This window comes from Actinokineospora cianjurensis, assembly GCF_003663795.1.
In the GTDB taxonomy this organism is placed as follows: domain Bacteria; phylum Actinomycetota; class Actinomycetes; order Mycobacteriales; family Pseudonocardiaceae; genus Actinokineospora; species Actinokineospora terrae.
In genome coordinates this window covers 50542-77028 of sequence record NZ_RCDD01000010.1, presented here as the reverse complement: position 1 = coordinate 77028, position 26487 = coordinate 50542, and the positions used below count along the sequence as shown (strand labels likewise).

The 26487-nt window shown below is 70.7% G+C and carries 22 protein-coding genes; 9 read left to right on the top strand and 13 right to left on the bottom strand.

The window, feature by feature from the left end; all coding sequences use genetic code 11:
• The first annotated feature begins 54 nt into the window (after positions 1–54).
• The 3 genes from CLV68_RS31930 to CLV68_RS31920 are packed head-to-tail and all read left to right on the top strand — an operon-like array spanning position 55 to position 2734.
• Positions 55–747, top strand: a complete 693-nt coding sequence (locus tag CLV68_RS31930) for a methyltransferase domain-containing protein (protein WP_121394754.1) — start codon at positions 55–57, stop codon at positions 745–747.
• Entirely contained in the window at positions 735–1781 is a 1047-nt protein-coding gene (locus tag CLV68_RS31925; RefSeq protein ID WP_121394753.1) for a type III polyketide synthase, read from the top strand. Before CLV68_RS31930 ends, CLV68_RS31925 begins: the two co-directional genes overlap by 13 nt.
• Positions 1778–2734, top strand: a complete 957-nt coding sequence (locus tag CLV68_RS31920; RefSeq protein ID WP_121394752.1) for a magnesium transporter CorA family protein — start codon at positions 1778–1780, stop codon at positions 2732–2734. The genes CLV68_RS31925 and CLV68_RS31920 overlap by 4 nt, the downstream gene beginning before the upstream one ends.
• Here the strand turns inward: CLV68_RS31920 and CLV68_RS31915 are convergent.
• On the bottom strand, positions 2712–3689 hold the full coding sequence (locus CLV68_RS31915) for a caspase family protein (protein ID WP_170224711.1): 978 nt from the start codon (positions 3687–3689) through the stop codon (positions 2712–2714). The genes CLV68_RS31920 and CLV68_RS31915 overlap by 23 nt on opposite strands.
• Positions 3690–4166: 477 nt before the next feature.
• Here CLV68_RS31915 and metH point away from each other — a divergent pair, with 477 nt between their 5' ends.
• A complete protein-coding gene (metH, locus tag CLV68_RS31910; protein WP_121394750.1) occupies positions 4167–7775 on the top strand; it encodes a methionine synthase in 3609 nt (1202 codons plus the stop codon).
• Between the two features lie 188 nt (positions 7776–7963).
• Here metH and trxA read toward each other — a convergent pair whose 3' ends face one another.
• The 3 genes from trxA to CLV68_RS31895 are packed head-to-tail and all read right to left on the bottom strand — an operon-like array spanning position 7964 to position 9119.
• Entirely contained in the window at positions 7964–8284 is a 321-nt protein-coding gene (gene trxA / locus CLV68_RS31905; protein WP_246010231.1) for a thioredoxin, read from the bottom strand.
• Positions 8281–8670 carry a MerR family transcriptional regulator gene (locus CLV68_RS31900; protein WP_121394749.1) on the bottom strand — a complete coding sequence of 130 codons (390 nt, stop codon included), beginning with the start codon at positions 8668–8670 and terminating at the stop codon, positions 8281–8283. The genes trxA and CLV68_RS31900 overlap by 4 nt, the downstream gene beginning before the upstream one ends.
• A gap of 29 nt (positions 8671–8699) precedes the next feature.
• The gene (locus CLV68_RS31895; RefSeq protein ID WP_121394748.1) at positions 8700–9119 is read right to left on the bottom strand and encodes a DUF1801 domain-containing protein; all 420 of its coding nucleotides are present in this window, start codon (positions 9117–9119) and stop codon (positions 8700–8702) included.
• Between the two features lie 46 nt (positions 9120–9165).
• Between CLV68_RS31895 and dinB the strand changes: the two genes are divergently transcribed.
• Positions 9166–10362 carry a DNA polymerase IV gene (gene dinB / locus CLV68_RS31890; protein ID WP_121394747.1) on the top strand — a complete coding sequence of 399 codons (1197 nt, stop codon included), beginning with the start codon at positions 9166–9168 and terminating at the stop codon, positions 10360–10362.
• Positions 10363–10477: 115 nt separating this feature from the next.
• Here the strand turns inward: dinB and CLV68_RS31885 are convergent, their stop codons facing one another.
• Both CLV68_RS31885 and CLV68_RS31880 read right to left on the bottom strand, forming a co-directional pair.
• Positions 10478–11032, bottom strand: a complete 555-nt coding sequence (locus CLV68_RS31885) for a snapalysin family zinc-dependent metalloprotease (RefSeq protein WP_121394746.1) — start codon at positions 11030–11032, stop codon at positions 10478–10480.
• 233 nt (positions 11033–11265) lie between these two features.
• Positions 11266–11595: a winged helix-turn-helix transcriptional regulator gene (locus CLV68_RS31880; protein ID WP_121394745.1), complete on the bottom strand. Its 330-nt coding sequence runs from the start codon at positions 11593–11595 to the stop codon at positions 11266–11268.
• Positions 11596–11658: 63 nt separating this feature from the next.
• On the opposite strand from CLV68_RS31880, the gene CLV68_RS31875 reads away from it, so the two are divergent.
• Entirely contained in the window at positions 11659–12246 is a 588-nt protein-coding gene (locus CLV68_RS31875) for an NADPH-dependent F420 reductase (RefSeq protein ID WP_121394744.1), read from the top strand.
• Positions 12247–12397: 151 nt separating this feature from the next.
• On the opposite strand, the gene CLV68_RS31870 is transcribed toward CLV68_RS31875, so the two are convergent.
• Positions 12398–14812, bottom strand: coding sequence for a chitinase C-terminal domain-containing protein (locus CLV68_RS31870; RefSeq protein ID WP_121394743.1), 2415 nt, complete (start codon positions 14810–14812; stop codon positions 12398–12400).
• A gap of 436 nt (positions 14813–15248) precedes the next feature.
• On the opposite strand from CLV68_RS31870, the gene CLV68_RS31865 reads away from it, so the two are divergent.
• On the top strand, positions 15249–16628 hold the full coding sequence (locus CLV68_RS31865) for a M14 family zinc carboxypeptidase (RefSeq protein ID WP_246010230.1): 1380 nt from the start codon (positions 15249–15251) through the stop codon (positions 16626–16628).
• Between the two features lie 455 nt (positions 16629–17083).
• Positions 17084–17563: an anthrone oxygenase family protein gene (locus CLV68_RS31860; protein ID WP_246010229.1), complete on the top strand. Its 480-nt coding sequence runs from the start codon at positions 17084–17086 to the stop codon at positions 17561–17563.
• A 181-nt stretch (positions 17564–17744) separates the two neighbouring features.
• Here CLV68_RS31860 and CLV68_RS31855 read toward each other — a convergent pair whose 3' ends face one another.
• The gene (locus CLV68_RS31855) at positions 17745–18041 is read right to left on the bottom strand and encodes a hypothetical protein (RefSeq protein ID WP_147460249.1); all 297 of its coding nucleotides are present in this window, start codon (positions 18039–18041) and stop codon (positions 17745–17747) included.
• Positions 18042–18413: 372 nt separating this feature from the next.
• Here CLV68_RS31855 and CLV68_RS31850 point away from each other — a divergent pair, with 372 nt between their 5' ends.
• Complete coding sequence (locus tag CLV68_RS31850; RefSeq protein ID WP_121394739.1) at positions 18414–19988, top strand: glycoside hydrolase family 13 protein; 1575 nt, start codon at positions 18414–18416, stop codon at positions 19986–19988.
• Positions 19989–20073: 85 nt separating this feature from the next.
• Here CLV68_RS31850 and CLV68_RS31845 read toward each other — a convergent pair whose 3' ends face one another.
• The 5 genes from CLV68_RS31845 to CLV68_RS31825 all read right to left on the bottom strand — a co-directional run bounded on the left by CLV68_RS31845 (position 20074) and on the right by CLV68_RS31825 (position 26381).
• Positions 20074–21726, bottom strand: coding sequence for a glutamate--tRNA ligase (locus CLV68_RS31845; protein WP_121394738.1), 1653 nt, complete (start codon positions 21724–21726; stop codon positions 20074–20076).
• Between the two features lie 70 nt (positions 21727–21796).
• A complete protein-coding gene (locus CLV68_RS31840) occupies positions 21797–22225 on the bottom strand; it encodes a MarR family winged helix-turn-helix transcriptional regulator (RefSeq protein ID WP_121394824.1) in 429 nt (142 codons plus the stop codon).
• A gap of 1030 nt (positions 22226–23255) precedes the next feature.
• On the bottom strand, positions 23256–24074 hold the full coding sequence (locus tag CLV68_RS31835) for a carbohydrate ABC transporter permease (protein WP_121394737.1): 819 nt from the start codon (positions 24072–24074) through the stop codon (positions 23256–23258).
• Complete coding sequence (locus CLV68_RS31830; RefSeq protein WP_246010228.1) at positions 24071–25030, bottom strand: carbohydrate ABC transporter permease; 960 nt, start codon at positions 25028–25030, stop codon at positions 24071–24073. The genes CLV68_RS31835 and CLV68_RS31830 overlap by 4 nt, the downstream gene beginning before the upstream one ends.
• A 61-nt stretch (positions 25031–25091) precedes the next feature.
• Complete coding sequence (locus tag CLV68_RS31825; RefSeq protein WP_246010227.1) at positions 25092–26381, bottom strand: ABC transporter substrate-binding protein; 1290 nt, start codon at positions 26379–26381, stop codon at positions 25092–25094.
• Positions 26382–26487: the final 106 nt, after the last annotated feature.

The window sequence follows — 26487 nt, the reverse complement described above, 5'->3', positions numbered from 1 at the left end:
GACCAGCCGCAGACCTGTCGAGCAGGGCGGCTACCCGTGTGTAAGCCTCAGACGGTGACCGCCCTCTACGACGATCTCGCCGCCGAGTGGTGGCGACCGCGCGGGGCGTTCGCCGCGCTGCACTGGCTCGCACAGGCCCGTGCCCAACTGATCCCTACCGCGCGCAGGCCAGGGGCGGTACTGGTGGACCTAGGGTGCGGCGGTGGGCTCCTCGCGCCGCACATCAGCGGTAAGGGCTACCGCCATATAGGCGTCGATCTCTCTCAGCAAGGTCCACGGCTAGCGGCCGCGCACGGCGTGACGGCTATCCGGGGCGATGTCCTGAACGTCCCACTGCGGTCGGCGTGCGCGGATGTCGTAGTGGCGGGCGAGGTCCTAGAGCATGTGCCAGACCTACCGCGCGCGGTAGAGCAAGCCTGCCGTCTGTTGCGCCCCGGGGGGCTGCTGGTGATCGACACGCTGGCGAACACCGCATTGAGCCGGTTCCTCGCGATCACTGTCGCGGAGCGGCTGCCCGGGGTGCCGCGCGGCGTCCACGAACCGGAACTTCTGGTAGACCGGGAGGTGCTGGTCGACGAGTGCGCGCGCCACGGTGTGCGGTTGGCGCTGCGGGGTATCCGGCCCGCGGTGCTGGACCTGCTCGGCTGGGCGCTCGGCGCGCGCGCCGGGGTGCGGATGGTCCGGGTGCCGACGACCGCCGTCCTGTTCCAGGGGACGGGGACCAAGGAGGAGCAGTGGCCGCGGTGACCGGGATCGGGGTGGCGACCCCGCCGCCGGTGGCGCAGGAATCCCTGTGGGAAGGCTACTTCCGCGCGCACACCGGGGGCGGCGGGGTGGCGCGGCGGATCTTCGCGGGCTCGGGGGTGCGCACCAGGCACACCGTGGTCGACCCGTTCACCGAGGACGTCTCCGGGTGGTCGACGGCGCGGCGGATGGACCGGTTCGCCGAGCAGGCACCGGAACTGGCCGCCGCCGCGCTGACCGACGCGCTGGCCGCCGCGGGCCGCTCCCCCGCCGACCTCGGGCTGCTGGTGGTCGCGTCGTGCACCGGCTACAGCACCCCCGGGCTCGACGTCGCGCTCGCCGAACGCCTCGGCCTGGCCGCGGACACCCAGCGGCTGCTGATCGGCCACATGGGCTGCTACGCCGCGATCCCCGGGCTGGGCACGGTGTCGGACTTCGCGACCGCGCGCGGTCTGCCCGCCGCGCTGGTGTCGGTCGAGCTGACCTCCCTGCACGTCCAGCCGCCCACGGCCGACCCGGAGCAGGTGGTGGCGCACGCCCTGTTCAGCGATGCCGCCGCGGCCGTGGTCGTGGAACCGGGCGGCAGGCCGGGGTGGGAGGTGCTCGACGTCGCCGCGCACACCGACACCGACAGCAAGGACCTGATGACCTGGCGGATCACCGACCTCGGGTTCCGGATGGGACTGTCCGCGCGGGTGCCGGACGTGCTGGGGGGAGCGGTGCGACCGGTGGTGGACAAGATGCTGGCCAGGCACGGCGCCGACGTGGACTCGGTGGCCGGGTGGGCGGTGCACCCCGGCGGGCCGCGGGTCCTGGAGGTGGCGCGGACCGAGTTGGGGCTGTCCGAGGCGGCCGTGGCACCATCGCGGGCGGTGCTGGCCGAGCACGGGAACTGCTCGTCGGCGACGGTGGTGCTGGTGCTGCGCGAGATCGCCGCGCGGCGGGAGTCGGCCGTGCGGCCGGGAGAACTGGTGGTGGCCATGGCGTTCGGACCCGGGCTGACCCTCTACGCGGCGCTGCTGCGGCGGACCGGGTGAGCACCACCCGCGCCTACCGCGGCGCCGCCCTGTCCGAACAGGACTTCCCGCTCGACGCACTCGGCGAGCGGCTCGCCGACGGCGACACGATCGTCTGGGTCGACATCGACCACCACGACGCCGCGGACCTCGCCTCGGTCGGCGCCGAGCTGGGCCTGCACCAGCTCGCGGTCGAGGACGCCGAGCAGCGGCACCAGCGGCCCAAGCTGGACCACTACCGCACGCACCAGTTCCTCGCCGTGTACGGCACGACGGTCGCCGGGGACGGCACGCTGAGCACCTGCGAGCTGTCGGTGTTCGTCACCGACCGGGCGCTGGTGACGGTGCACGACGGGTTCGACATGTCCCGGGTCACCCGCCGCTGGGACGACTCGGTGGTGCCGTGCGACCGGGTCGGGGTGCTGCTGCACGCGCTGCTCGACGTGGTCGTCGACGGCCACCTCGGCGCGGTGTCGGCCATCGACGACCGGATCGAGGAGCTGGAGGGCACCGTCTTCGCCGACAACCCGGACGTGCGGCGGTTGCAGCGCGAGACGGTGCGGCTGCGCAGGAGCCTGTCGCGGCTGCGCAGGGCCGTGCTGCCGATGCGCGAGATCATGACCGGCCTCACCAGGGTCGACGGGCTGGTCGACGAGGAGCTCGACCCGTACTACGGCGACATCCGCGACCACGTCGTCCATGCGAGCGAGTGGGCGGAGTCGTTGCGCGACCACGTCATCGCGCTGCGCGAGACCCAGCTGACCATCCAGGGCAACCGGCTCAACCTGGTGATGAAGAAGGTCACCGGCTGGGCGGCGATCATCGCGGTGCCGACGGCGATCACCGGGTTCTACGGCCAGAACGTGCCCTACCCCGGCACTGGTGAGCCGTGGGGGTTCTGGGTGTCGAGCGCGGTGATCGTGGTGGTGGGGGTCTGGCTCTACGCCATGTTCAAGCGGAAGGACTGGCTCTGAGCGCCTCGGCCCGGCGCAGGTACGCCTGGGCGATCTCGGGTTCGTCGGCGGCCTCGTGCAGCAGGCAGTAGGTCAGCATCACCTTCTCGGCCAGCGCCGGGTCGGTCGCCGCCGTGTCGAGGTGGCCGCTGACCGCCCGGATGGCCGCGCGCGCGTCGGGCGCCTGCGCGATCACGCGTTCGGCGATCGTCAGCGCGGCCTCGGGGGACAGCGCGGGGTCGGGGTCGGGGTCGGCGGTCGGGGTGCGGGCGAGGGCGACGGTGTCCACGGCGTCGTCGAAGCGGCGTTGCGGGGTGGACAGGCGGGCGTCGGCCATCCGGTGGGCGATGTGCTGGTAGAGGTCGTCGACGGTGACGTACCCGCCGGTAGCCGGGTGGCCCGCGGCGAGGCACTCGGCGGCGTGGCGGGTGAACGGGCTCGGCTCCCCGGGCTGCTCGGCGTCCCTGGTGAGCTGGACCGACAGGCTGCTCGCCAGCACGAACACCCCGCGTCCGCCCAGGTGGCGGGGCAGGTCGGGGGCGGACTTGAAGCCACCGGAGTGGCAGCAGTCGAGCAGGACGACCTTCGCCCTGGCCCGGGAGGCGGCCATCATCTCCACCACGGCCCTGGCCGCGACACCGGTGGACATGATGCGGTCGGCGCGGGTGTCGCGGGCGGCCAGGTGGAGGTTGCCGTGGGCGTCGAGCTTGCCGTGGCCGCTGTAGTAGAGGAGCAGTTGGTCGTCGCGGGCGGCGCCGTCGAAGAACTCGTCCAGGGCGACCATGACACCGCGCTGGTCGGCGTCGGCGACCACCCGCACGTCGGCGGGCAGGTGCAGGCCCGAGTGGGGGTCGGTCAGCGCTGACCGCATCAGTTCGGCGTCCCGCGCGGGTCCGAGCAGCGGCGCGAGCCCACCCGGGTCGTCCGGGAACGTCCCGTTGGTCACCAGCAACGCCCGGTAGGTCCGCTCGGCCACCGACACCTCCTCCGTGATCCGCCCATGATGGCCTGTCCACCGGATGGCCTAGTCGCGCTTCTCAGACTTGATGATCGAACCACCGCCGCGGTGCGCGGCGGAGCGGGAGGGCGTTCTCATATCGTGGACGGGTCCGCAACCTGCCGATCGACCGCGGGCGGGATCGGGACCGCCCCGGGTCACGCGGGCGGCGCGCACGCGGCGCAACCGGGGAGAACAGCGGCGCCGCAACGGTCCCCGGGGTCGCGCGGCTCGCACGGGCGCGCCGCGGCGTGCGGGGCCGGGACCCACCGAACGGGTGGCTCGCGCGCCGGGACGTGCGGTCCGGGCGTACCCGGTCCGGTAGTGTTGAGCACCGAGGCCGAGAGGCGCTGCAACGGGCCAGGGGGTGTCCCAGCCCGCCACGCTCGGCTCCGGCTCCCCCGGTTCGGGAGCCAACCAGCAACAAGGGCGCCTCCGGATACCGGAGGTGTGCGCGTGACCGATCAGGCTCGGATCCAGCGGCTGCGGGAGCTGCTCACCCGGCGCGTCGCGGTGCTCGACGGCGCCTGGGGCACCATGCTGCAGGGCGCCTCGCTCACCGACGCCGACTACCAGGGCGACCGCTTCGCCGACCACCCGCGCGATGTCGCCGGTGACCCAGACCTGCTCAACCTGACCCGGCCGGACCTCATCCTCGACGTGCACCGGCAGTACCTGGCCGCGGGCGCGGACATCACCACCACCAACACCTTCACCGCCACCACCATCGCCCAGGCCGACTACGGCCTGGAGGACTACGCGGCCGAGATGAACCTGCGCGGCGCCCAACTGGCCCGCCAGGCCGCCGACGAGCTCGACGGCGACCGGTTCGTGGCAGGCTCGGTCGGCCCGTTGAACGTGACCCTGTCGCTCTCGCCCAAGGTCGACGAACCGGCGTACCGCAAGGTCACCTTCGACCAGGTCAAGGCCACCTACGCCAACCAGATCCTGGCGCTCGCCGAGGGCGGGGTCGACCTGCTGCTGATCGAGACCATCTTCGACACGCTCAACTGCAAGGCGGCCATCGCCGCGGCCCGCGAGGTGGCCCCCGAGCTGCCGCTGTGGATCTCGGTGACCATCGTCGACCTGTCCGGGCGCACGCTGTCCGGGCAGACGGTGGAGGCGTTCTGGCGGTCCATCGAGCACGCCGAGCCGATGGTGGTCGGGGTGAACTGCGCGCTGGGCGCCGAGCAGATGCGCCCGCACGTGGCCGAGCTGTCCCGGCTGGCGGGCATCTACACCGCCAGCCACCCCAACGCGGGCCTGCCCAACGCCTTCGGCGGCTACGACGAGACCCCCGAGGAGACCAGCGGGCAGCTCGCCGGGTTCGTCGGCGACGGCATGGTCAACATCGTCGGCGGCTGCTGCGGCACCACGCCCGCGCACATCGCCGCGATCGCCGAGGCGGTCAGGGGATTGGCGCCGCGGGTGGTGCCCGAGGTCGAGAAGGCGAGCCGCTACAGCGGGTTGGAGCCGTTCGCGATCGGCGCCGACACCGGGTTCGTGATGATCGGCGAGCGCACCAACGTCACCGGCTCGGCGAAGTTCCGCAGGCTCATCGAGGGCGACAACCACCAGGCCGCGGTGGACGTGGCGCTCGACCAGGTGCGCGGCGGAGCGAACCTGCTCGACGTGAACATGGACGCCGACCTGCTCGACAGCGTCGAGGCGATGACCACGTTCCTCAACCTGATCGCCACCGAGCCCGAGGTGGCCAGGATCCCGGTGATGGTCGACAGCTCGCGGTGGAGCGTGCTGGAGGCCGGGCTCAAGTGCGTGCAGGGCAAGGGGGTGGTCAACTCGATCAGCCTCAAGGAGGGCGAGGAGACCTTCCTGGAGCAGGCCAGCAAGATCCGCGACTACGGCGCCGGTGTGGTGGTGATGGCCTTCGACGAGAAGGGCCAGGCCGACACCACCGAGCGCAAGGTCAGCATCTGCGGCCGCGCCTACGACCTGCTGACCCAGAAGCTCGGCTTCCCGGCCGAGGACATCGTCTTCGACCCGAACGTGCTGGCCGTGGCGACCGGCATCACCGAGCACAACGGCTACGCCAAGGCGTTCATCGACGCGCTGCCGCTGATCAAGCAGCGCTGCCCCGGCGCGCGGACCTCCGGCGGCATCTCGAACCTGTCGTTCTCCTTCCGCGGCAACGACACCGTGCGCGAGGCCATGCACTCGGCGTTCCTGCTGCACGCGGTGCGCGCCGGGCTGGACATGGGCATCGTCAACGCCGGTCAGCTGGTCGTCTACGAGGACATCCCGAAGGACCTGCTGGAACTGGTCGAGGACGTGCTGTTCGACCGCCGAGAGGACGCCACCGACCGGCTGGTGGAGTTCGCCGAGACGGTCAAGGGCTCCAAGACCAAGCGCGTGGTCGACCTGGCCTGGCGCGAGGCGCCGGTGGCCAAGCGGCTCTCGCACGCGCTGGTGCACGGGATCGTCGACTTCATCGAGGCCGACACCGAGGAGGCGCGCGCGCAGATGGCGCGGCCGCTGGAGGTGATCGAGGGCCCGCTGATGGACGGCATGAAGATCGTCGGCGACCTGTTCGGCTCGGGCAAGATGTTCCTGCCGCAGGTGGTCAAGAGCGCGCGGGTGATGAAGCGCTCAGTGGCCTACCTGGAGCCGTACATGGAGGCGGAGAAGGAGAAGGCCCGGCTGGAGGGCCGCATCGACACCAGCCGCGGCCAGGGCAAGGTCGTGCTCGCCACGGTCAAGGGCGACGTGCACGACATCGGCAAGAACATCGTCGGAGTGGTGCTGGGCTGCAACAACTACGAGGTGATCGACCTCGGGGTGATGGTGCCCGCGTCGGTCATCCTGGACACCGCGGTCGCCGAGGGCGCCGACGTGGTCGGGCTCTCCGGGCTGATCACCCCGTCGCTGGACGAGATGGTGACGGTCGCGGGCGAGATGCAGCGGCGCGGGCTGAAGCTGCCGGTGCTCATCGGCGGCGCCACCACGTCCCGCCAGCACACGGCGGTGCGGATCGCGCCCGCGTACGACGGCAGCACGGTGCACGTGCTCGACGCGTCCCGCGTGGTCGGGGTGGTGTCGGACCTGATGGACACCACGCGCGCGGACGTGCTCGACAGCAGCAACCGGGCCGAGCAGGCGACGCTGCGCGAGCAGCACGAGAACCGGCGCGCCAAGCCGCTGCTGGAGATCGGCGCGGCCCGGTTGAACCGGGAGCAGGTGGACTTCTCGGACCTGCCGACGCCGTCGTTCACCGGGGTGCGGGAGGTCAGCCCGACGCTGGCCGAGCTGCGGGCGATGGTCGACTGGCAGTTCCTGTTCCTGGCCTGGGAGCTCAAGGGCAAGTACCCGGCGATCCTGGACCAGCCGGTGGCCCGCGAGCTGTTCGACGACGCGCAGGCGATGCTCGACGAGATCGGCCACCGGTTCGTGTTCAAGGGCGTGTACGGCTTCTGGCCCGCCCACAGCGAGGGCGACGACCTGGTGGTGGCCGACAAGGCGTTCCCGATGCTGCGCCAGCAGACGCAGAAGCCGGAGAACCGCCCGAACCGCTGCCTGTCCGACTACGTGGCCCCGGCTGACGACCACCTGGGCGGCTTCGCGGTATCGGTGCACGGCGCGGAAGAGATGGCGCACGAGTACGAGGCCGACAACGACGACTACAAGGCCATCATGGTCAAGGCCCTCGCCGACCGCCTCGCCGAGTCCTTCGCCGAGTGGATCCACCTGCTGGCCCGCCGCGAGTGGTTCGAACCCGGCGCCGAGCCCGAGTTGGCCGACCTGCACGCCGAGCGCTTCCGCGGCATCCGCCCCGCGCTCGGCTACCCGGCCAGCCCGGACCACACGCTGAAGCAGCCCCTGTTCGACCTGCTGGGCGCCGAGGACCTGGGCATCGGCCTCACCGAGTCCTTCGCCATGACCCCCGCCGCCGCGGTCAGCGGCCTGATCTTCGCCCACCCGGACTCCCGGTACTTCACCGTCGGCCGCATCGGCAAGGACCAGGTCTCCGACTACGCCAAGCGCACCGGCACCTCACTGTCCGAAGTAGAGCGCTGGCTGCGCCCCAACCTCGCCTACGAACCCAAGTAACCCCGCACGCGGACGCGAACTGGCGCTGGACGCCCACCCCCAGGTGGCGCCAGCGCCAGTCCCATATCCGTCCCCCGACAGCCACCCCCCGAGCGGCCCCACGAACGCTAGCGACCTCCACCGACATAAACCCGGTCCAGTGCTCTGCCGGTCGCCGAGCCTCGGACGAGAACGACGGGTGCACGACGTCAGGCGACCGGGGTGAGGGCTTTGTCCAGTTCCTCCAGCAGGCGCGACTTCGAGCGGGCGCCCACCCAGGTGGCCACGGGCTTGCCGTCCACGAAGAGGATCAGTGTGGGCAGTGACATCACCTGGTAGTCGCGGGCCACGCCGGGGTTCTCGTCGGAGTTGAGCTTGACCACGGTGATGGGGCGTTCCTCCGCGACCTGCTCCAGGACGGGGACGATCATGTGGCACGGCGGGCACCACTGGGCCCAGAAGTCGACCAGGACGGGGCCGTCGGCGGCGAGCACGGTGTCGGTGAAGGTGGTGTCGGTCGCGGTGATCACGGGGTCTCCTGGACGGTGCAGGTGGGGTGGGGTTCGCGGGCCAGGGCGGCGGCGAGTTTGCGGGTGAGGTCGGTGCGCAGGTCGGTGAGTTGCGACAGGCACGCCTCGACCTCGGCGAGTTTGCGGCGGTAGACCTCGACCGAGTCGGCGCAGGCGTCGCCGTCGGGGTTGCCCGCGCGCAGGCAGGCGACGAAGGGGCGGGTGTCGGCGAGGCTGAAGCCCGCGGCTTGGAGCGCGCGGATCTCGGTGACGAGGCGGAGGTCGTGCTCGTCGTACGAGCGGTAGCCGTTCGGGGAGCGTTGGGCGGCGAGCAGGCCCTGGGCCTCGTAGAACCGCAGGGTGCGCGTCGTGGTCCCCGTCCGTCGAGCCAGTTCACCGATCCGCATAGGACTGACGGTAAACCTTGCCGTGCGCGTTAACGCAAGCGTCGCTTGGCAGTGTTGGCAGCCTTGGCGACCGCGGCGACCTCATCCGAGTTGGCCTTGAAGTAGTCACGCTTGGCGACGGCCTCGCGAACATAGGCGCCGACCTGGGCGGTATCGATCTCCGTGCCGATCGGGATGTCCCAGGTCATCAGGGTGGCGGTGCCCGCGCGGAGCACGCCGAGCGGGTCGTCGAGCAGCACGCCCCACAGGAACCGCAGGCAGGCGCCCTTGCGGGTGACGTTGATCCCGGCCACCCAGTGCTTCCAGCCGCCGTCCACCGTGTACATCAGCAGCCCGTACTTGACCGCGACGTCCAACCCGGCCGCAGCCAGAACGGCCTCGTGCAGCGCCAGCACCGCGGCGGCCTCCGCCGGGGTGTGCCGGTCCGCGTACTCCTGTGCCACGGTCATGCGCACACGGTAGCTGACCTGCGCCGTTGACACCTCGTGCGAACATGTGTTCGTGTCGAACGACGGTCCCATCCTGCACGCCGACCTGGACGCGTTCTACGCCTCGGTCGAGCAGCGCGACGACCCGGCGCTGCGCGGGCGGCCGGTGATCGTCGGCACCGGCGTGGTGCTGGCGGCGAGCTACGAGGCCAAGGCCAGGGGCGTGCGGACGGCGATGGGCGGGCGGCAGGCCAGGCGGCTGTGCCCGGACGCGGTCGTGGTCCAGCCGAGGATGGCGGCGTACTCGGCGGCGTCGAAGGCGGTGTTCGAGGTGTTCCGGGACACGACGCCGCTGGTGGAGGGGATCTCCATCGACGAGGCGTTCCTGGACGTCGGCGGGCTGCGCAAGATCGCGGGCCCGCCCCGGCAGATCGCCGCGACGCTGCGTGCGGAGGTCGCGCGGCGGGTAGGTCTACCGATCACAGTTGGCGTTGCCCGCACGAAGTTCCTCGCCAAGGTCGCCAGCGGGGTAGCGAAACCGGACGGCTTGCTGGTCGTGCCGCACGACGCCGAACTGGCCTTCTTGCACCCCCTGCCAGTAGAGCGGCTTTGGGGCGTTGGCGTGGTGACGTCGGGGAAGCTGCGCGCGATGGGCATCACCACGGTCGGCGAGGTCGCGGCGTTCGACGTCCGCGAACTGGTGAGCATTCTGGGTGCCGGTTCCGGTCGGCACCTGCACGCGCTCGCCCACAACCGCGACCCGCGCCGCGTGCGGGTCGGGCAACGCCGCCGGTCGATGGGCGCGCAGCGGGCACTGGGCTCGCGCAGGCGCGGCCTGACCGAGTTGGACGAGTTCACCGCCGGGCTCGCCGACCGGCTGGGCCGCCGCCTGCGCGCCGCGGACCGGGCCTGCCGCACGGTGACCCTGCGCCTGCGGTTCGCCGACTTCACCCGGGCGACCCGCTCGCACACGGTGGCCAAGCCGACCGACGGCACCGAGGTCATCCTCGCCGCCGCGCGCACCCTGCTCACCGCGGCCTGGCCGATGATCGCCGACCGCGGCATCACCCTGATCGGCCTGTCGCTGTCCAACTTCGACGACGACGCGATCCAGCTGGAACTGCCCTTCGACGGCGGCCCCGACCGCGCCGCCCTCGACATCGCGCTGGACTCCCTGCGCGGCCGCTTCGGCTCCGCCGCCGTGACCCGCGCCGCGCTGCTGCGCCACGCACCCCAGGACGAGATGCCGGTCCTGCCGGACTGACGATGTCCACAGAGGACAGCACCGAGGCCCCGGCTGGTGGGACTACCCGCCGGGGCCTCGGTGTGGTGCGGTCGACGCGGCGCGGGACCGCCGGGGGACAGACCGCGGGGGTGGGTCAGCCTGCGTAGACCCGGGTCTCGCTGAGCGGGGCGAGCTGCGCGCGGCCCGCGAAGAGCTGGTTGACCCGGTTGGACTCGGTGGCGTTCGGGTACGGGTTGCGGCAGGAGGTGCCCGCGCTGCCACCGGACATCAGCTGGGAGCAGACGCCGTTGTAGTTGTCCGGCAGCCCGAGTGCGTGCCCGATCTCGTGGGCGACGATGCGCAGCGCGTCGTTGCCCGCGGCCACGTCCCGGTTGTCGATGTAGATCGTCCCGCAGCCCAGGCCACAGGGGTAGGCCCGGGAGCCGCCACCGTTGGTGGCGGAGATGCGGATGGTGGCGTTGCCGCCGCGGACCAGCCGGAGGTTGGGCACCCGGGAGTTCCAGATCTGGGCGGCCTGGTCGGCCTGGGAGCTGTAACCGGTGGCGCTGTAGTAGACGGTGCGGGCCGCGACGGTCGGCGCGGCCTGCTGGGCGGCCGGGGCGGCGGCCGCGGCGGCCGTCATCCCGGTGAGGCCGAGCACCATGGCGGCACCGGCGATGAGGACGCGCGTGTATCCACGGAGGGACATAGGGCTCTCCTGGTGTTGCGATGCAGGGAAAAGTGTTCTCGCGAACACTTCGGCTCCCCGAGTCTAGAAACAGACATCACGGTCAGATATAGGTCTGACACATAAAGCGACGTTATTACGCCGGTCTTGTTCCCATCACCGCAGGTGGCACCACCCGACGAACCGCCACAAGTGCCCCAAGTGGGGATTTCCCAGATGTAACGGGTGCATTGTCCAGCGTACAAGAGAATTTCTCAGCCGAGCAGCGCGTCACCATGTTCGAGTACCCAGTCCCCCACTGCGCGCAAGGGGCCGTCCACCAGTGTCACGCCCAGTGCGCTGAGCCGGTAGGTGACCCTGGGCGGCGCCTCGGCGTAGCGGTGGCGCTCGACGAGACCGCGGTCGAGCAGGCGGCGCAGCGACTCGGTGAGCGCCTTGTCGCTGATGCCGCCGACGTGCCCGCGCAGGTCGACCCGGCGCAGCGGACCCGGTCGCAACGCGGCCAGCAGCACCGGGTCCCACCGATGGGCGAACAGGTCGGTGCCCGCCCGCAAACGGCAGTCCGCCACCCACTCCTCGCACATGACCCCATTGTGCCCGCCCGACACCTACCGTTCGGTGCGCGTCGAACTGCCTACCGTCGCGGCATGCGAATCGGAATCCTCGGCACCGGCGCGGTCGCGACCGCCCTCGGCGCCCGCTGGGCCACCCACGACCTGACCGTCGCGGGCCGCTCCCCCGCCAACACCCGCGCCCTGGCCGACCGGCTGGGTGCCACCGCGGCGACGTTGCGCGAGGCCGTCACGAACTCGGACGTCGTCCTGCTGGCCGTGCGCTGGGAGGGCGTGCCGGACGTCCTGGCGGCCGTCGGGGACGCGCTGCGCGGCAAGACGCTCATCGACCCCACGAACGCCGTCGAGCACGGTGTCGGCGTCCTGCTGCCCAGCACCTCGGCGGCGGAGTTCGTCGCCGAGGGCAGCGGAGCCCGTGTGGTCAAGGCGTTCCACCTGTTCCCCGCCGCGCACTGGGCCGACGCGGCGGGCACCACCGTCGCGCTCTGCGGCGACGACCAGGACGCGCTCACCACCGTCGCCGAACTCGTGCGCGAGACCGGCGCCACCCCGGCGGTGCTCGGCCCGCTGAGCCGCGCCAGGCAACTGGAGGAGGTGGCCGGGTTCGTCATCGGCCTCGCCTTCGCGGGCGTCAACCCGAACTCGGCCATCCCCAGCACGTAACCACAAAAGGAAGACCGGCCCTGGGGCAGGGTTCCCAGGGCCGGTCCGAGTGGACCGCGGGGCGACCGCCGGGCCGGGTACACCGGCGATCGCCCCGCGTTGCTCTCACTCCGGGTCCGCCTGCACGGCGGACCCGGCTACCTCAGGTGGATCAGCAGGGACCGAGGTCCTGCCACACACCCCACTGACCGCTCAGGTCCGGGCGGTCGCCCTGGGTCCACCACTTGTTCTTGTACTGCCGACCGTTGTAGGACACGGTCGTCCCGCCCGCCGCGTAGACCTTCGCCGCGTCCCACGCTGCCGCGGTGCACGTCGGCGGCTTGGTGGTGGTGGTGGTGGTCGTCGTGGTCGTCGTCGTCGTGGTGGTCGACGTCGGCGGCGTGGTGGTCGTGCTGGTGGTGGTCGTCGACGACGGCGGGGTCGTGGTCGTCGACGTCGGCGGGGTGCCGCCCGTGCCGCGCAGGTACTCCTGCGCCGCGGTGTAGGACTTGCCGCCGAAGGTGATGGTGATGTTCGACGGGGTCGCCACCGGCAGGTAGTAGGACAGCTGCACCTCGGCGCTGGCGCCCGGCGCCAGGCTCTGCCACGACGGCAGCTTCAGCGAGAAGCGGTGCAGGTCGCCCTTGAGCCCACCGATGTTGTTGCCGGTGTGGCCGGTGGAGACCACCGACAGGCTCCAGCCGGACTGCTGCCCGATGGTCGGCGGGGCCGAGGTCCCGTAGTCGAACTGGATCTCGGTGCCGCCGGGCAGGGTCGTGGTCGAGGAGTTGGTGACCTTCGCCTTGGGCGTGATCGGGTAGTTCGCGTCGCCGACCGGGAAGCCGGCGAGGGTGAACCTCACGTCCAGCACATCGCTGGGCATGGTGATCTTGGCCTTGGTGTTGCCGTAGGGCGAGGCGGTCTTGAACTTGTCGTAGAGCAGCGTGGTCAGCGTGTTGCCCATGAACCACTCGCCCTTGGTCTGGTCGTAGGCGTAGTCGCCTGCCAGCTCCCAGATCATGATGCCGCCGAGGCCGCGGTCGACGACGTACTGCGCCTTGGTGGCCAGCGACTGCTCGTCCTCAGTGGACAGGAAGACCTTCTTCTGCGCGTTCCACAGCCACGGCGCGACCAGGGTCGAGTCGTAGTTGCGGGCGTAGGTGCCGGTCAGCCGGTCCTCGGGCTTGTTGGTCGGGTCGAGGCCGTAGGCGGGGCCGTAGCTGCCGACCTTGCCCTCGGCGAGGTTCTTGGTGTGCCACAGCGGGTTGGAGCCCGCCGGGACCTCACTGCCCTTGGTGTCCTCGTCGTGCCAGAGGTTGTCGATGCCGACCGCGCCGTTGCCGCACGAGGTCTTGGAGCCGACCGTGCCGCCGGTGCCCGGTGGGCACTTGGTCTGGTCCGGCAGCGGCGCCGAACCCCACAACCCGTTGGTGCCGCCGGTGACGTTCTGCCAACCCCGGGTGTAGTACGGGACGCCGAGGTTGATCCGTCCCGCACCCATGGCGCCGCGGAAGTAGTGGTAGGACCAGTCGCTGTTCAGGTAACCGAGTCCCGCGTACTGCGAGGTCGTGTAGTACTGCCAGAACTGGAGCTCCGCGTCCTTGCCGTCGTCGTAGAGCGCGGCGTTCGGGCCGACGAAGTTGTTCCACGCCCCGTGCAGGTCGTAGGTCATCATGTTGAGGTAGTCCAGGTACTGGGTGACCTGGTAGGTGTCCATGCCGCGCAGCATGTAGCCGGAGGACGGCGCGGCGACCGAGAGCGTGTAGTACTTGTTGTCGGCGACGGCGGCCGCGTCGAGCTTCTCGCGCAGCGTCTTCATCAGCGTCACGTACCCGGCCATCAGCTTGGCGCGGCGCGGGTTGGAGACGGTGAAGTCGTCGGGGTTGCCCGAGTTCGACATCGAGGTGGCGTACTCGTAGTCGATGTCGACGCCGTTGAAGCCGTACTTGCGGATGAAGTCCACCGCCGAGTCGGCGAAGGTGTTGATCTTCGCAGCGGAGTCGGTCATCGCGTAGAAGCCGCCGTCGGCGACACGCTTGCCGTCGGCGCCGATGTAGCCACCGGTCTCCGCCCAGCCGCCGACCGAGATCAGCGTCTTCACGTTGGGGTACTGCTTCTTGTACTTGTTCAGCAGGTTGAAGTGCCCCTTGTAGGGCAGCGACGGGTCCATCTCGGCGCCGGGGACGCCGGGCCAGGTCAGACCGGTCGCGGGGTTGTCTGCGGTGTCGGGGCCGACCGAGACCTTGCCCGCGCCGTCGATGTGCGCGAACGCGTAGTTGATGTGGGTGATCTTGTTCCACGGGATGTTGCTGGCCAGGTACGCGGGCTGGCCGTTCTTGCCGGTGCGCCAACTGGTGAAGTACCCGATCACGCGGCGCGGGTGGTCGGCACCCATCTTCTCGCGGCCGTCGGTGTCGTAGGCGAGACAGTAGGGCACCGCGAGGTTCGCGGTCGTGGCCAACCCGTCCGGGCGGCAATCGGAGTTGTCGGCTGCCACGGCGGTGTTGCTTGGTGCCACGGCGACCGCGAGGGTGATACCGGAGAGCAGAGCCAGCAAGAGGAGCAAGGGGAGGCTCTTTCTGACCACGCTTCACCTCCTGGGGACACGAGCAGGGATGCAGGGATGTGCATGAGCGTAAGTGGTCTAAACCACATAACTCAACCGGTCTAGACCAATTATTTCCTTCCCAGTTCCCATGTCCGTCACCCACCGGACATCGGATGATCGCGTGAATCGGCGCCGGCGGTGTGGATCTTATGGTCCTACGTGGACGGTCAACCGGCCTCCGCCGACCGCCGAGTTGATCCCATTTTCCCAGTACAGGGCATAGGTGGCCGCTATGCATAGTTGAGATGTGCGCCCGTCGTCAGCCATAGGGCAACCTCGGTGAGATCCGATCGCGCGCTGTGCACCGCGGCGCGCGAACCACCGGCGACGCCCGGCCCCACCCTGCCGACGGGGACCGGCGTCGCGACGCGAGGAGGTGCGCAGGGTGTCCCTCACCCGACGTTCCGCTCTGGCCATGACGGTTGCCGCAGGCGCGGCCGCCGCCGTGCTCGCCGGTGCCTTCCCCGGGGCTTCCGCCGCCCCGACCCCGACCGCGCCCACCGCGCAGCAGCAGAGCGCGAGCTACGTCTACCGGGTCACCGGTGGCGTGGCACGCGCGGAAGCGTTGCTGCGCGAGGGCTTCGACGTGCTCGAGGAGCGCCAGGGCGGTGACCTGTTCGTCATGGGCTCCGCCGAGGTGGGTGCCCGGCTGCGCGCCGGTGGTCACCGGGCGTCCGTCGAGCAGGTGCTGCCGCCGGTGGCCTGGGCGCCGCCCGCGCGCAGCGGCCAGGCGGCCGTGCTGGACGCCGCCGCGGCCGAGGAGACCTACGCGGGCGGGTACCGCACGGTCAACGCGCAGTACGCGCACCTCGACCAGGTGGCGCGCGACCACGCGGCGCTGGCCACCGTCGTCGACTACGGCGACTCGTGGCGCAAGAGCCGCGGCTCCGGCGGGTACGACCTCAAGGCCATCTGCATCACCAAGAAGAACGCGGGCGACTGCGCGCTGAGCACCGCGGCGCCCAAGCCCCGGCTGTTCGTCATGGGCCAGTTGCACGCCCGCGAGATCACCACCGGTGACGTCGCCTACCGCTGGATCGACCACCTGACCGACGGTTACGGCACCGACAGCCAGGTCACCACCCTGCTCGACACCACCGAGGTGTGGGTCGTGCCGATCGCCAACCCCGACGGCGTCGACATCGTCCAGCGCGGCGGCTCGTACCCGTACCTGCAGCGCAAGAACGCCAACAACAGCAACGGTGCGGGCTGCGGCACCACCGGCGGGTCCAGCCAGGTCGGCATCGACCTCAACCGCAACACCAGTTCCGGCTACGGCACCGGCAGCAGCACCTCCCCGTGCTCGGAGACCTACCGCGGCCCGAGCGCCAACTCCGAGGTCGAGACCAAGGCCCTGCAGTCGCTGTGGCGTTCGCTCTACCGCGACCGGCGGGCCACCGGCACCGGCGCTGCCGCGCCCGCCGACACCACCGGCATGGTCATCAGCATGCACAGCTACTCGAACATGGTGCTGTTCCCGTGGGGCTTCAACTCCGCGGTGAAGTCCGGCAACGACACCAGCCTGCGCGCCATCGCCAGGCAGATGGCGTCGCTGGCCGGTGGCTGGCGCTACGGGCAGCCCGGCGAGATCCTCTACAACGCCGGTGGCGCGACCGACGACTGGGTCTACGACGACCTCGGCGTGTCCAGCTTCGTGTGGGAGATCGGCAACCCGAGCGGCAACTGCTCCGGGTTCACCCCGGCCTACTCCTGCCAGACGAGCCTGTACTGGCCGAAGGTCAAGGGCATGCTGCTCTACGCGGCGAGCAAGACGGCGAGGCCCTACGCCGGCTGAGCCACACCGGGGGCGCGCGGTCGAGACAGGGGCGGCGGCTCCCCCACCCCCGCGCGGGCGATGCCTGCGTTCACGCGGGGGTCCCGGCGAGGGCCGGGCGCACCCTCACGCGCCCGGCCCTCGCGATTTTTTCCCGGGTTTCTTCCCAGACCGGCTGCCGCAGACCCGCTCGGACGCTCTATGGTGTACCCGTTCCCCCGGGAGGGCGCCCGAACGGTCGGGAACGCGTTCGCGGGTCCGTGCCCTCGCTGAGACCCGAGCGCCGGGTCTGGTCGCGTCATGCAGGGGCGCGACCAGACCCCGAAAACTCCCCCGCGCGGTCGATGGCAGCGCTCCCGACCCCCTCGATCCGGTGGACCGGTCCACTCGACGGCGGATGTCCACCTGTCGGACCCCCGGCGTCCACCTGCCGGTCGATTTCCTCCAGGTGTAGAACAACCGCTAACCTGTCCGACGTGGACGCCCCGCTGACCGCCGCCGCCCTGGACCTCGGTGGCGCCACCGATGTGGTGGGCGCCGTGGCCGCGGTGCTGGCGGGCCTGGTCGCCGGGCTGTTCCTCACCTTCTCCGTCGTGGTCATGCCCGCGCTGGCCCCGCTGCCCGCCGCGGTCGGCGTCGCCACCATGCGGTCGGTCAACCGGGTCATCATCACCCCGCTGTTCCTCGTGCCGTTCCTGGGCACCGGTGTGCTCGGCGTGCTGCTGGCGATCACCGGGCCGTGGCCCAGGGTGCTCGGCGCCGCGCTGTACCTGCTCGGGGTGTTCGTGGTGACCGGGGTCCGCAACGTGCCGTGGAACACCGAGCTGGACGCGCTGGAGCCGGGCACCGCCGAGGCAGCCGAGTACTGGCCCGGCTACCTGCGGCGGTGGACGGCGTGGAACCACGTCCGAACGGTCGCCTCGACAGGGGCGGCCGTGGCGTTCGTGGTCGGGTGACCCACGCTCGGGTGCGGCTCGGCGCACTGAACTATCGCGCCGGTCGGTGATCACCGCCAAGCCGCCGGGGGAACCAGTCGGTTCGTCCGCGGTCGCGGTCGGACCGCTTCCCTTGTCGTGGGCATCGAGGCGCCGCACGCGCCAATAAGCCGCAAAAGCCAGAAGGCGCGCTAGCGCCGAATCAGTCGCACTCGACCAGCGGGACCATCGGAACCGGGATCGGCGCGGCCACCGCGCGGGAGTCGCGCGAGCGGCGGCAGAACTCCTCGACCAGGTAGTCGTTGGCGTCGTGGTCATTGGCGTCGGCGTTGGAGAGGAAGAAACGCAGCAGCGCCTCGGCGGCGTCCGACCTGTCGACGATGACCGGATCGTTGATGGACCTCGGGTAGCCGGTTCCCTCGAAACAGCCGGCCGCATCCTCGTAGGCATTCTCGCGCATATCCCCCACCCCCTCGAGGTACCGCCCAGTGGCGGTCACACGGTAAGAATGCCACCCGAACGCCACGGGGTGATCACGATCGGGTGAATTGGCTCGATCTTTTTCGAGACCGCCGGTCGGGATACCGCCACCCTACCGCCATAACACGGCCGAACGGGGCATCACTCAGCAAAATAATAAATTCAAGTCTGCAACTTGCAAGCTCATTTTTGCGATGCAGGCCCATAACACGTAGCCATTACATGGACGATATATTAGCGTGGGTGAACAATCCGGTGTGGAACGTCGGATCCGACCATTGGATCGAACCCCTGGATCGGGGTCGGATCAGCGCGCGGGCAGCACTAAGGAAGTTGTCGACTCTACCCATGACCCAGGTCACACCGCCAGTACCCGGTGGTAGCTTTCAGCATGAGCCCGACTGGAGCGACCGATCCGCGCTGGTGGCGGCACGCGGTGATCTACCAGGTGTACGTCCGCAGCTTCGCCGACAGCGACGGCGACGGGATCGGTGACCTGCCCGGCATCCGCTCCCGGTTGGGCCACCTGGCCCGGCTCGGGGTCGACGCGCTGTGGATCACCCCGTTCTACCCCTCCCCCATGGCCGACGGCGGCTACGACGTCGCCGACCCCCGCGGCGTCGACCCGGTGTTCGGCACCCTCGACGACGCGCGCGGCCTGGTCGCCGACGCGCATTCGCTGGGGTTGCGGGTGATCGTCGACATCGTGCCCAACCACACCTCGGCGGCGCACCCGTGGTTCCAGGAGGCACTGACGGCCGCGCCGGGGTCACCGGAGCGCGGCAGGTACCTGTTCCGGCCCGGCCGCGGCGACGGCCCGCCCAACGACTGGGAATCGGTGTTCGGCGGCCCGGCGTGGACCGGGGTCGCCGACGGCGAGTGGTACCTGCACCTGTTCGACGCCAGCCAACCCGATGTGGACTGGTCCACTCCCGAGGTGCGGACCGAGTACCTCGCCGTGCTGCGGTTCTGGCTCGACCTCGGCGTCGACGGGTTCCGGATCGACGTGGCGCACGGCCTGGTCAAGGCCGACGGCCTGCCGGACGCCGGTGACAGCGACCAGCACGGCGTGGCCGTCACCCAGCGGCTGCCGTACTTCGACCAGGAGGGCGTCCACGAGATCTACCGCTCGTGGCGCGCGGTGCTCGACTCGTACTCCCCGCCGCGGGTGGCGGTGGCCGAGGCGTGGACAAGGGACCCGGCTCGTACCGCCCGGTACGTCCGCCCCGACGAACTGCACCAGGCGTTCAACTTCCACTACCTGCGAGCCGACTGGTCGGCCACCGACCTGCGCGCGGTCATCGTCGGCACCCTCGCCGCGACATCCCCGGTCGGCGCCCCCGCCACCTGGGTCCTCTCCAACCACGACGTCCAACGCCACGTGACCCGCTACGGCGACGGCCCCCTCGGCCTGCGCCGGGCCCGCGCCGCGCTACTGCTGACACTGGCGTTGCCGGGGTCGGTTTACCTTTACCAGGGCGAGGAGTTGGGGCTGCCCGAGGTGCTCGACCTGCCGGAATCGGTGCTGCAGGACCCGATCTGGCGGCGCTCGGGCTTCACGGAACGCGGACGGGACGGGTGCCGGGTGCCGATCCCGTGGACCCGGGAAGGCTCGGCACTCGGCTTCGGGCCTTCGGGGAGCCGCCCTTGGCTGCCGCAGCCGGACGGGTGGTCTGAGCTGTCAGTGGAGGCGCAGACGGGCGATCCCAGGTCGCTGCTTGAGCTGTACCGCACAGCTCTGCGCCTGCGGCGGGACGTCACACCGGAGGCGGACCTGGAGTGGCTGGAGTCGGGACCGGAGCTGCTGGTGTTCCGACACGGAAACCTGGGCTGCGCGGTGAACTTCGGCCCTGCCGCGGAGGTGACTGTCTCCGGACCACTACTGCTCACTTCCGAACAGTGCGAAGTGGACGGTACCAACTTGCTGCTACCACAGGACACCGCCGCGTGGTGGTCAATTCCTTAGTGGACTCTCAACACCGGGAGACACGAGACCGCCTCCCGACGGGTCCGCGGTGCCGATTTGCCCCGGCACCGCGAACCGTTGAGAACTATGCGCCCGCGAGAGCGCGCAGACGACGGAGCACCTCGTCAACACCAAGAGCCTGGCTGATGGCGTGCAAGTCCGGGCTGCGAGTCGACCCGGTCAGCGCCACGCGGACCAGCTGCGAAGCCTCGCGGATGGAGCCCGGGTAGGCGTCCGGGTTCTTCTTGAAGTCCTTGGGGCTGGGGGCGAAGCCGTGCTTGGTGGCGAGGTCGCGGACCTGGTTGAACCACTCGGGTTGGTCGTCGGCGTGGTGGTAGCCGTCGGCGAGGTCGGTGGCGAAGGCGCGGATGACGTCGGGGGTGACGCCGAGGGGGGTGACGCGGTCGTCGGTGGGGCCGGTGAGGGGGGTGAAGACGGTGGGGAAGAAGAAGCCGTAGGCGGCGCGGAAGTCCGACCACTTGCGCAGGTCCTTGCGCGGGTTCTCCACGCCCTCCCGCTCCACCGCGATCGCCCGCAGCGCCAGGTCACGCGCGTCGTCGAGCACCGTGACCAGGTCCTTGTCGTACAGCTGCGACCAGGCGCGGACGGCGTCGAGGACCTGTTCGCTGGTCAGGGTCGCGATGTGGTCGGCGCTGATGTCCTCCAGCTTGACCAGGTCCACCAGCGGCCCCGCCACGCCGCACTGGTCCAGGCTGATCGGGGTGGCCAGCGCCTCGTCCAGCGGGACCTCGGCGAGGCGACCGTTGGCCAGGCCGCGCAGGTAGTACAGGATCGCGCGCGCCGGGTAGCCTGCCTCGATGTAGAAGTCGACGCCCGCCTCGGGGTCCTTGCGCTTGGACAGCTTGCGCTTGCCGCCGGGGATCTGCTTCATCAGCGGCGCGATGTGCGCGTAGGTGATCGGCTCGAAGTCCAGCGCGGCGAACAACTGCTGGTGCAGCGGCACCGACGAGATCCACTCCTCGCCGCGCACGACCAGGTTCACCCGCATCAGGTGGTCGTCGACGGCGTGCGCGAAGTGGTAGGTGGGCAGCCGGGGCGAGGTGTCGGAGGACTTGAGGATCACCGCGTCGTTGCGGTTCGCCTCGGCCTCCAGGTCGCCGCGGATGGCGTCGGTGAACCGGACCCTGGGCGCGCCGTCGTCGGGCACCCGGAAGCGGACCACGTACGGCACGCCCTCGGCGAGCTTCGCGGCCACCGCACCGGGGTCGGCGTCGCGCCAGATGGCCCACTTGCCGTAGTAGCCGGTGGGCAGCTTGGTGGCCTGCTGCTTGGCGGAGATGTCGGCGAGCTCGTCCTTGGTGGCGAAGCACAGGTACGCCTTACCCTCGCGCAGCAGCTGCCGCACGTAGGTGAGGTAGACCTGCTCCCGCTGGGACTGGTGGTACGGACCGTAAGCACCGTCGGCGTCGGACTCGTCCGGGTGCAGGTCGAAGTAGTCGAACGCCCGGGTGAACTGGTCCAGCGCGCCCTCGACCTCACGCGACTGGTCGGTGTCCTCCACCCGGACGAAGTACACGCCACCCGAGTGGGTGGACACGTCCCGGTCGATGGTGGACACGTAGACCCCGCCGATGTGCACGAACCCCGTCGGCGACGGCCCGAACCGGGTGACCTTGGCGCCCTCGGGCAGTTCCCTGGCCGGGTACCGCCGCTCCCAGTGCTCCGGCTCGGGCAGGTCGGCGGGGAACAAGGCGTCGATGGCCGCGCGCTCGGACATGGGTGGGTCAGTCTCGCTTCCGGGTATCAGCACTTGGGGCCCCAGACTAGCCGCTGCGCCCCCGGCGGGTTCAGCCCGCGGCGGTGTCCCAGGTCGCGTGCTCGGCGATCCGGTCCCGCAGCGGTGTGCGGTCCAGCGCGGCTTCCAACGCGGTCAGCAGCGCGCCGAGCGGGTACGGCAACTCGGCCTCCAGGGTCGCCGCGGCCGCCGCGGTGGCCCGCCACTCGGCGTCGAGGAAGGGCAGCAGGTCCTCGGCCCTGGGGGTGAGCCGCACGATCCGCTGCCTGGCGTCGGCACCGGGCTCCATGGTGACGAGCCCGTCGCGCCTGAGCTGGGCAACGGTCTGGCTGGCGGCGGAGTGGGTGACCCCGACGGCGGTGGCCAACCCCCGGATGGAGCGCGGCCCCTCGGCGGCCAACACCCGCACGTACGCGCTGAACCGCGGCCGGTACCACCCCAACCCCGCATCGGTGTACACCCGCGCGATGTCGGCCTCCATCAGCTCCAGGACGTGCCGCAACCGGGTCCCGATGGCCTGGGGATCACTCACGCGTCGCAGCCTACTTGCCCGCGGTTCAAGATCGAACCGGTCGGAGCAGCCCCCGATGCACAGCCTACCGGGGGTGGGCGGCAGGACGGGGTGAGCGGCGGAGGCGCCTGTGGACAACTCGGGTGGGCTGGGCAGTGGGCAACTCGGGGTGGGGTCATGGGGAGTCCGGGTGTGTGTCGTGCGGGATCGCGGTTGGCGAGGCCCGCACGACGCGGTCGGTGGACGGCGCTCCACACCGCGGTCGGTGGGCGGTCATCCACATGACCCCGGATCATCCACAGCCCGCCCGCGCCCCCTATTGACAAGCCGCTGACCTCGATAGGTTCAGAGATGGGCCCCCGGCCCCCGGGAGGGAGGGCCCCGGCCGCGGAGTTGATCATGGACTGCGGCGGGCGCGGGGTGGGCCAGGGCGCGGGGTGGGGCAGGGCGCGGGGTGGGGCAGGGCGCGGATGGGGGCAGGACGCGGCGGGGGGCAGGGCAAGGCGCGAGTGGGGCCCGGAGGCAGGGCGCGAGTAGGCGCGGGGGTCAGGACGCGGCAGGCGCGAACCGCAGGGGGCTGGGGAGGTGCTCGGGCAAGGCGCGGGCCCAGTAGCGCCCACCACGTCTTCCCGCGCCGCAAGCCAGTCACGCAGGCGGGCACTGGGGTCAGGGCGCGGCCGGGGTCAGGAGGCGGAAGGCGCCGAGGGCAAGGGCACGGGCGTCAGGACGGGGGCGGCGGGGCAAGGCGCGGGCAGGCACGGGCGTCAGGACGGAGGGCGGCGGGCAAGGCGCGTGTACGCGCGGGGGGCAGGACGCGGCGGGCGGCGGGCAAGGCGCGAGTAGGCGCGGGGGTCAGGACGTGGCGGGCGCGGACGCAGGGGGCTGGGGAGGTGCTCGGGCGCGGTAGTGCCAGCCAAGTTCTCCCGCGCCGCAAGCCAGGCACGCCAGCGGGGGGCGGGGCGCGGCGGGGGGTGCTCGGGCGAGGCCCAAGGATGCGGCGCTACTTGACGCCGCCTGCGGTGAGGCCCGCGACTATGCGGCGTTGGAAGAGGAGGACCAGGACGACCAGGGGGATGGTGACGATGACGCCCGCGGCCATCTGGGTGCCGAAGGGGGAGTCGAAGGTGGTGGTGCCGGTGAACTGGCTGGTGATGACCGGGGCGGTCTTGAGTTCGGTGCGGTTGACCACCGACAGGGCGATGATGAACTCGTTCCACGCCGCGATGAAGGTGATGATCGCGGTGGTGAACACGCCGGGCGCGGCCAGCGGGAGGATGACCCTGCGGAAGGCGCCCGCCGGGGTGCAGCCGTCGATCTGGGCGGCTTCCTCGAGTTCGTGCGGCATCTGGCGGAAGAACGCGGTCAGGTTCCACACCGCGAGCGGGAGCACGATGCCGACCGACGGGACGATCATCGCCTGGTAGGTGTTGATCCAGCCGATGCCCGAGAACAGTTCCAGCAGCGGGACCAGCAGCGAGATGCCGGGGAACATGCTGGTGGCGATGATCAGCGCGAGCACCAGGTTCTTGCCGCGGAACTCCAGTCTGGCCAACGCGTACGCGGCGACGGTCGCGACCACCAGTGCCAGCACCGTTGTCACGCCTGCGACGACGAAGCTGTTGAGCAGCGCCCGGAGGAACCCGTTGCCCTCGGCGAACGCCGCCCGGTACGACTCCAGCGACAGCGGTGCCGGGAGCGGGCCGGAGTCGAAGATGTCGTTGGTGCGGCGCAGGCTGGACACGAGCATCCAGTAGAACGGCGCCAGGCAGTACAGCACGATCGCGGCGATCCCCAGGTAGCGCCAACGCAACACGCTCATCGGGAGCCCTTCCTGGTGCCGAACACGTCCGCGCCGAGCAGCCGGACGAACACGAACGCCACCGCCGCCACGTACAGGAACAGCACCACCGCGTACGCCGAGGCCGGGCCGTACTTGCCGAACTTCACCGCCTCCTCGAACGCCAGCACCGTCACCGTGTCGGTCGCGTCCTTGCCCGGGCCGATCAGCGTGTACGGCAGGTCGAACATGCGCAGCGTGTCGAGCACCCGGAACAGCACCGCGACCAGCAGCGTCGGCTTCACCAGCGGCAACGTGATCGAGAAGAACGTGCGCACCGCGCCCGCGCCGTCGAGCCTGGCCGCCTCGTAGATCTCGGTCGAGATGACCTGGAGCCCGGCGAGCACGAGCAGCCCGATGAACGGCGCGGTCTTCCAGGTGTCGGCGATGACGACGGCGAGCCACGCCTGGGTGCCGTCGGTCGTCCACAGCACGGGAGCGCCGGGCAGCAGGTCGTTGGCGACGCCGTCGGCCTGGAACACCCAGCGCCACAGCAGACCCGCGATGGCCGTCGGTACCGCCCACGGCACCAGGATCGCCGCGCGCACCAGTGCGCGGCCGCGGAAGGCGCGGTGCATCAGCAGCGCCATCAGCACACCGAGCACGACCTCGATCGACACCGCCACCAGGGTGAAGGTGGTGGTGTTGGTCAGTGCGTTGAGGAACCGGTCCGCCGTATCACCGGTGACCATGTCGGTGAAGTTGTCGAACCCGACGAACACGTCGCCTTGCTCGCGCAGCCCCGTTTCCGGGTCGATGCCGTCGTCGCGCTGGAAGAACGCGAGGCGGACCGCCGAGAGGATCGGGTAGGCCACGACGAGGCCGAGCACGAGCAGGGTCGGCGAGACCAGCAGGGCGGCCAGCCTGCCGGTGCCCGAGCGGCGACCGGGTCCGGCCGGTCCGGCCCGCTCCGGTTCGACCGGGGCGATGGTGACCACGACGCACCTCCACAGGGGTGGTCGGCGGCGGGGCCTGGGGGTACCCCACCGCCGACCTGGCTCACTGGGTGAGGGACTCGAGCTTGTCCTGCAACGCCTTGAGGGCGTCCTCGGGCGGGGTGGCGCCGCTCATGGCGCCGTAGGCGGCTTCCTGGATGGCCCGCGACACCTCCTGGTACTTGACCACCGCGGGCCGCTTGACCGCGTTCTCGATGCTCTTCTTCAGCACGGTCAGGTACGGGAACTTCGCGACCAGGTCGGACTGGTCGTAGAGGCCCGCCCAGGTCGGGGCCTGCGAGGTCTTCTCCAGGTTCTTGCGCTGCTGCTCCTCGCTCACCGAGTACTTGATGAAGTCCACCGCGGTCTTCTTGTTCTTGGTGTAGGCGCTGACGGCGTAGTTGTGGCCGCCCAGTGAGGAAGCGCCGGGACCGTCCGCGCCGGGCAGCGGTGCGACGGCGAACTTGCCTGCGACAGCGGAGGATCCGTCGGTCGCGCTGGCCTTGGCGTACTGGTAGGGCCACTGCCGGTGGAACAGCAGCTCACCGGACTGGAACGCGCGCCTGCCCTCTTCTTCCTTGAAGGTGCGGGCCTTCTGCGGGATCTCGCCGGACTTCACACCGTCCACGAGGAACTGCAGGCCGGCGCGGGCGGCGTCGGTGTTGAGCGTCGGCCTGCCGTCGTCGCCGATCACGGTGCCGCCCGCGGAGTTGACGGCCTCGCTGAAGTTGACGGTCAGGCCCTCGTACTTCTCGAACTGCCCGGCGTAGCAGGACGTCCCGGGGCTGGTGGGCAGGACTTTGGCGCACGCCTGCTCCAGCTCGGCCCAGGTGGCGGGCGGCGTGAGGCCCGCGGCGTCGAGCAAGTCCTTGCGGTAGTAGAGAAGTCCGCCGTCGGAGGTGATCGGGACGGCGTAGAGGCGCTTGAAGTACTTGCCGGTCTCGACGGTGGCGGGCAGCAGGTCGCCGAGCGGGAAGTCCGCCTCCGGCAACGGGACCACCCACTGGTTGGCGGCGAACTCCGCGGTCCACACCACGTCGAGGTTGAGCACCCCGTAGGCGTCGGACTGGGTCCTGGCGTTCTGCACCATCTGCTGGCGCTGCGCGTCGGCGTCCTCCGGCAGTTCGATCACGGTGACCTTCTGCTCCGGGTGCGCGGAGTTCCACTCGTCGACCTGGTTCTGCAGGTTGCCCGAGGTGTCCTTGCCGGTGACCAGGGTGATCGGGCCGACCCCGTCGAGCGCGGCTTGCCCCGGTGGCGCCTGGCTGCCTGCGTCGGACCCGCACGCGCTCGCGCCGATGACCAGCGCGGCTGCGGTAGCGGTGACGAGGGCCATTCGGCGGGACAGGATCACAGGAGCCTCCTGAAAGCGTTGCGGGGAACCGGAAACCGCCGAGCACGCGGTGACCGGAATCGCCCGGTGTGCTCTCGCACTGTTCTCGCCCGCCGTCCGCCGGGAA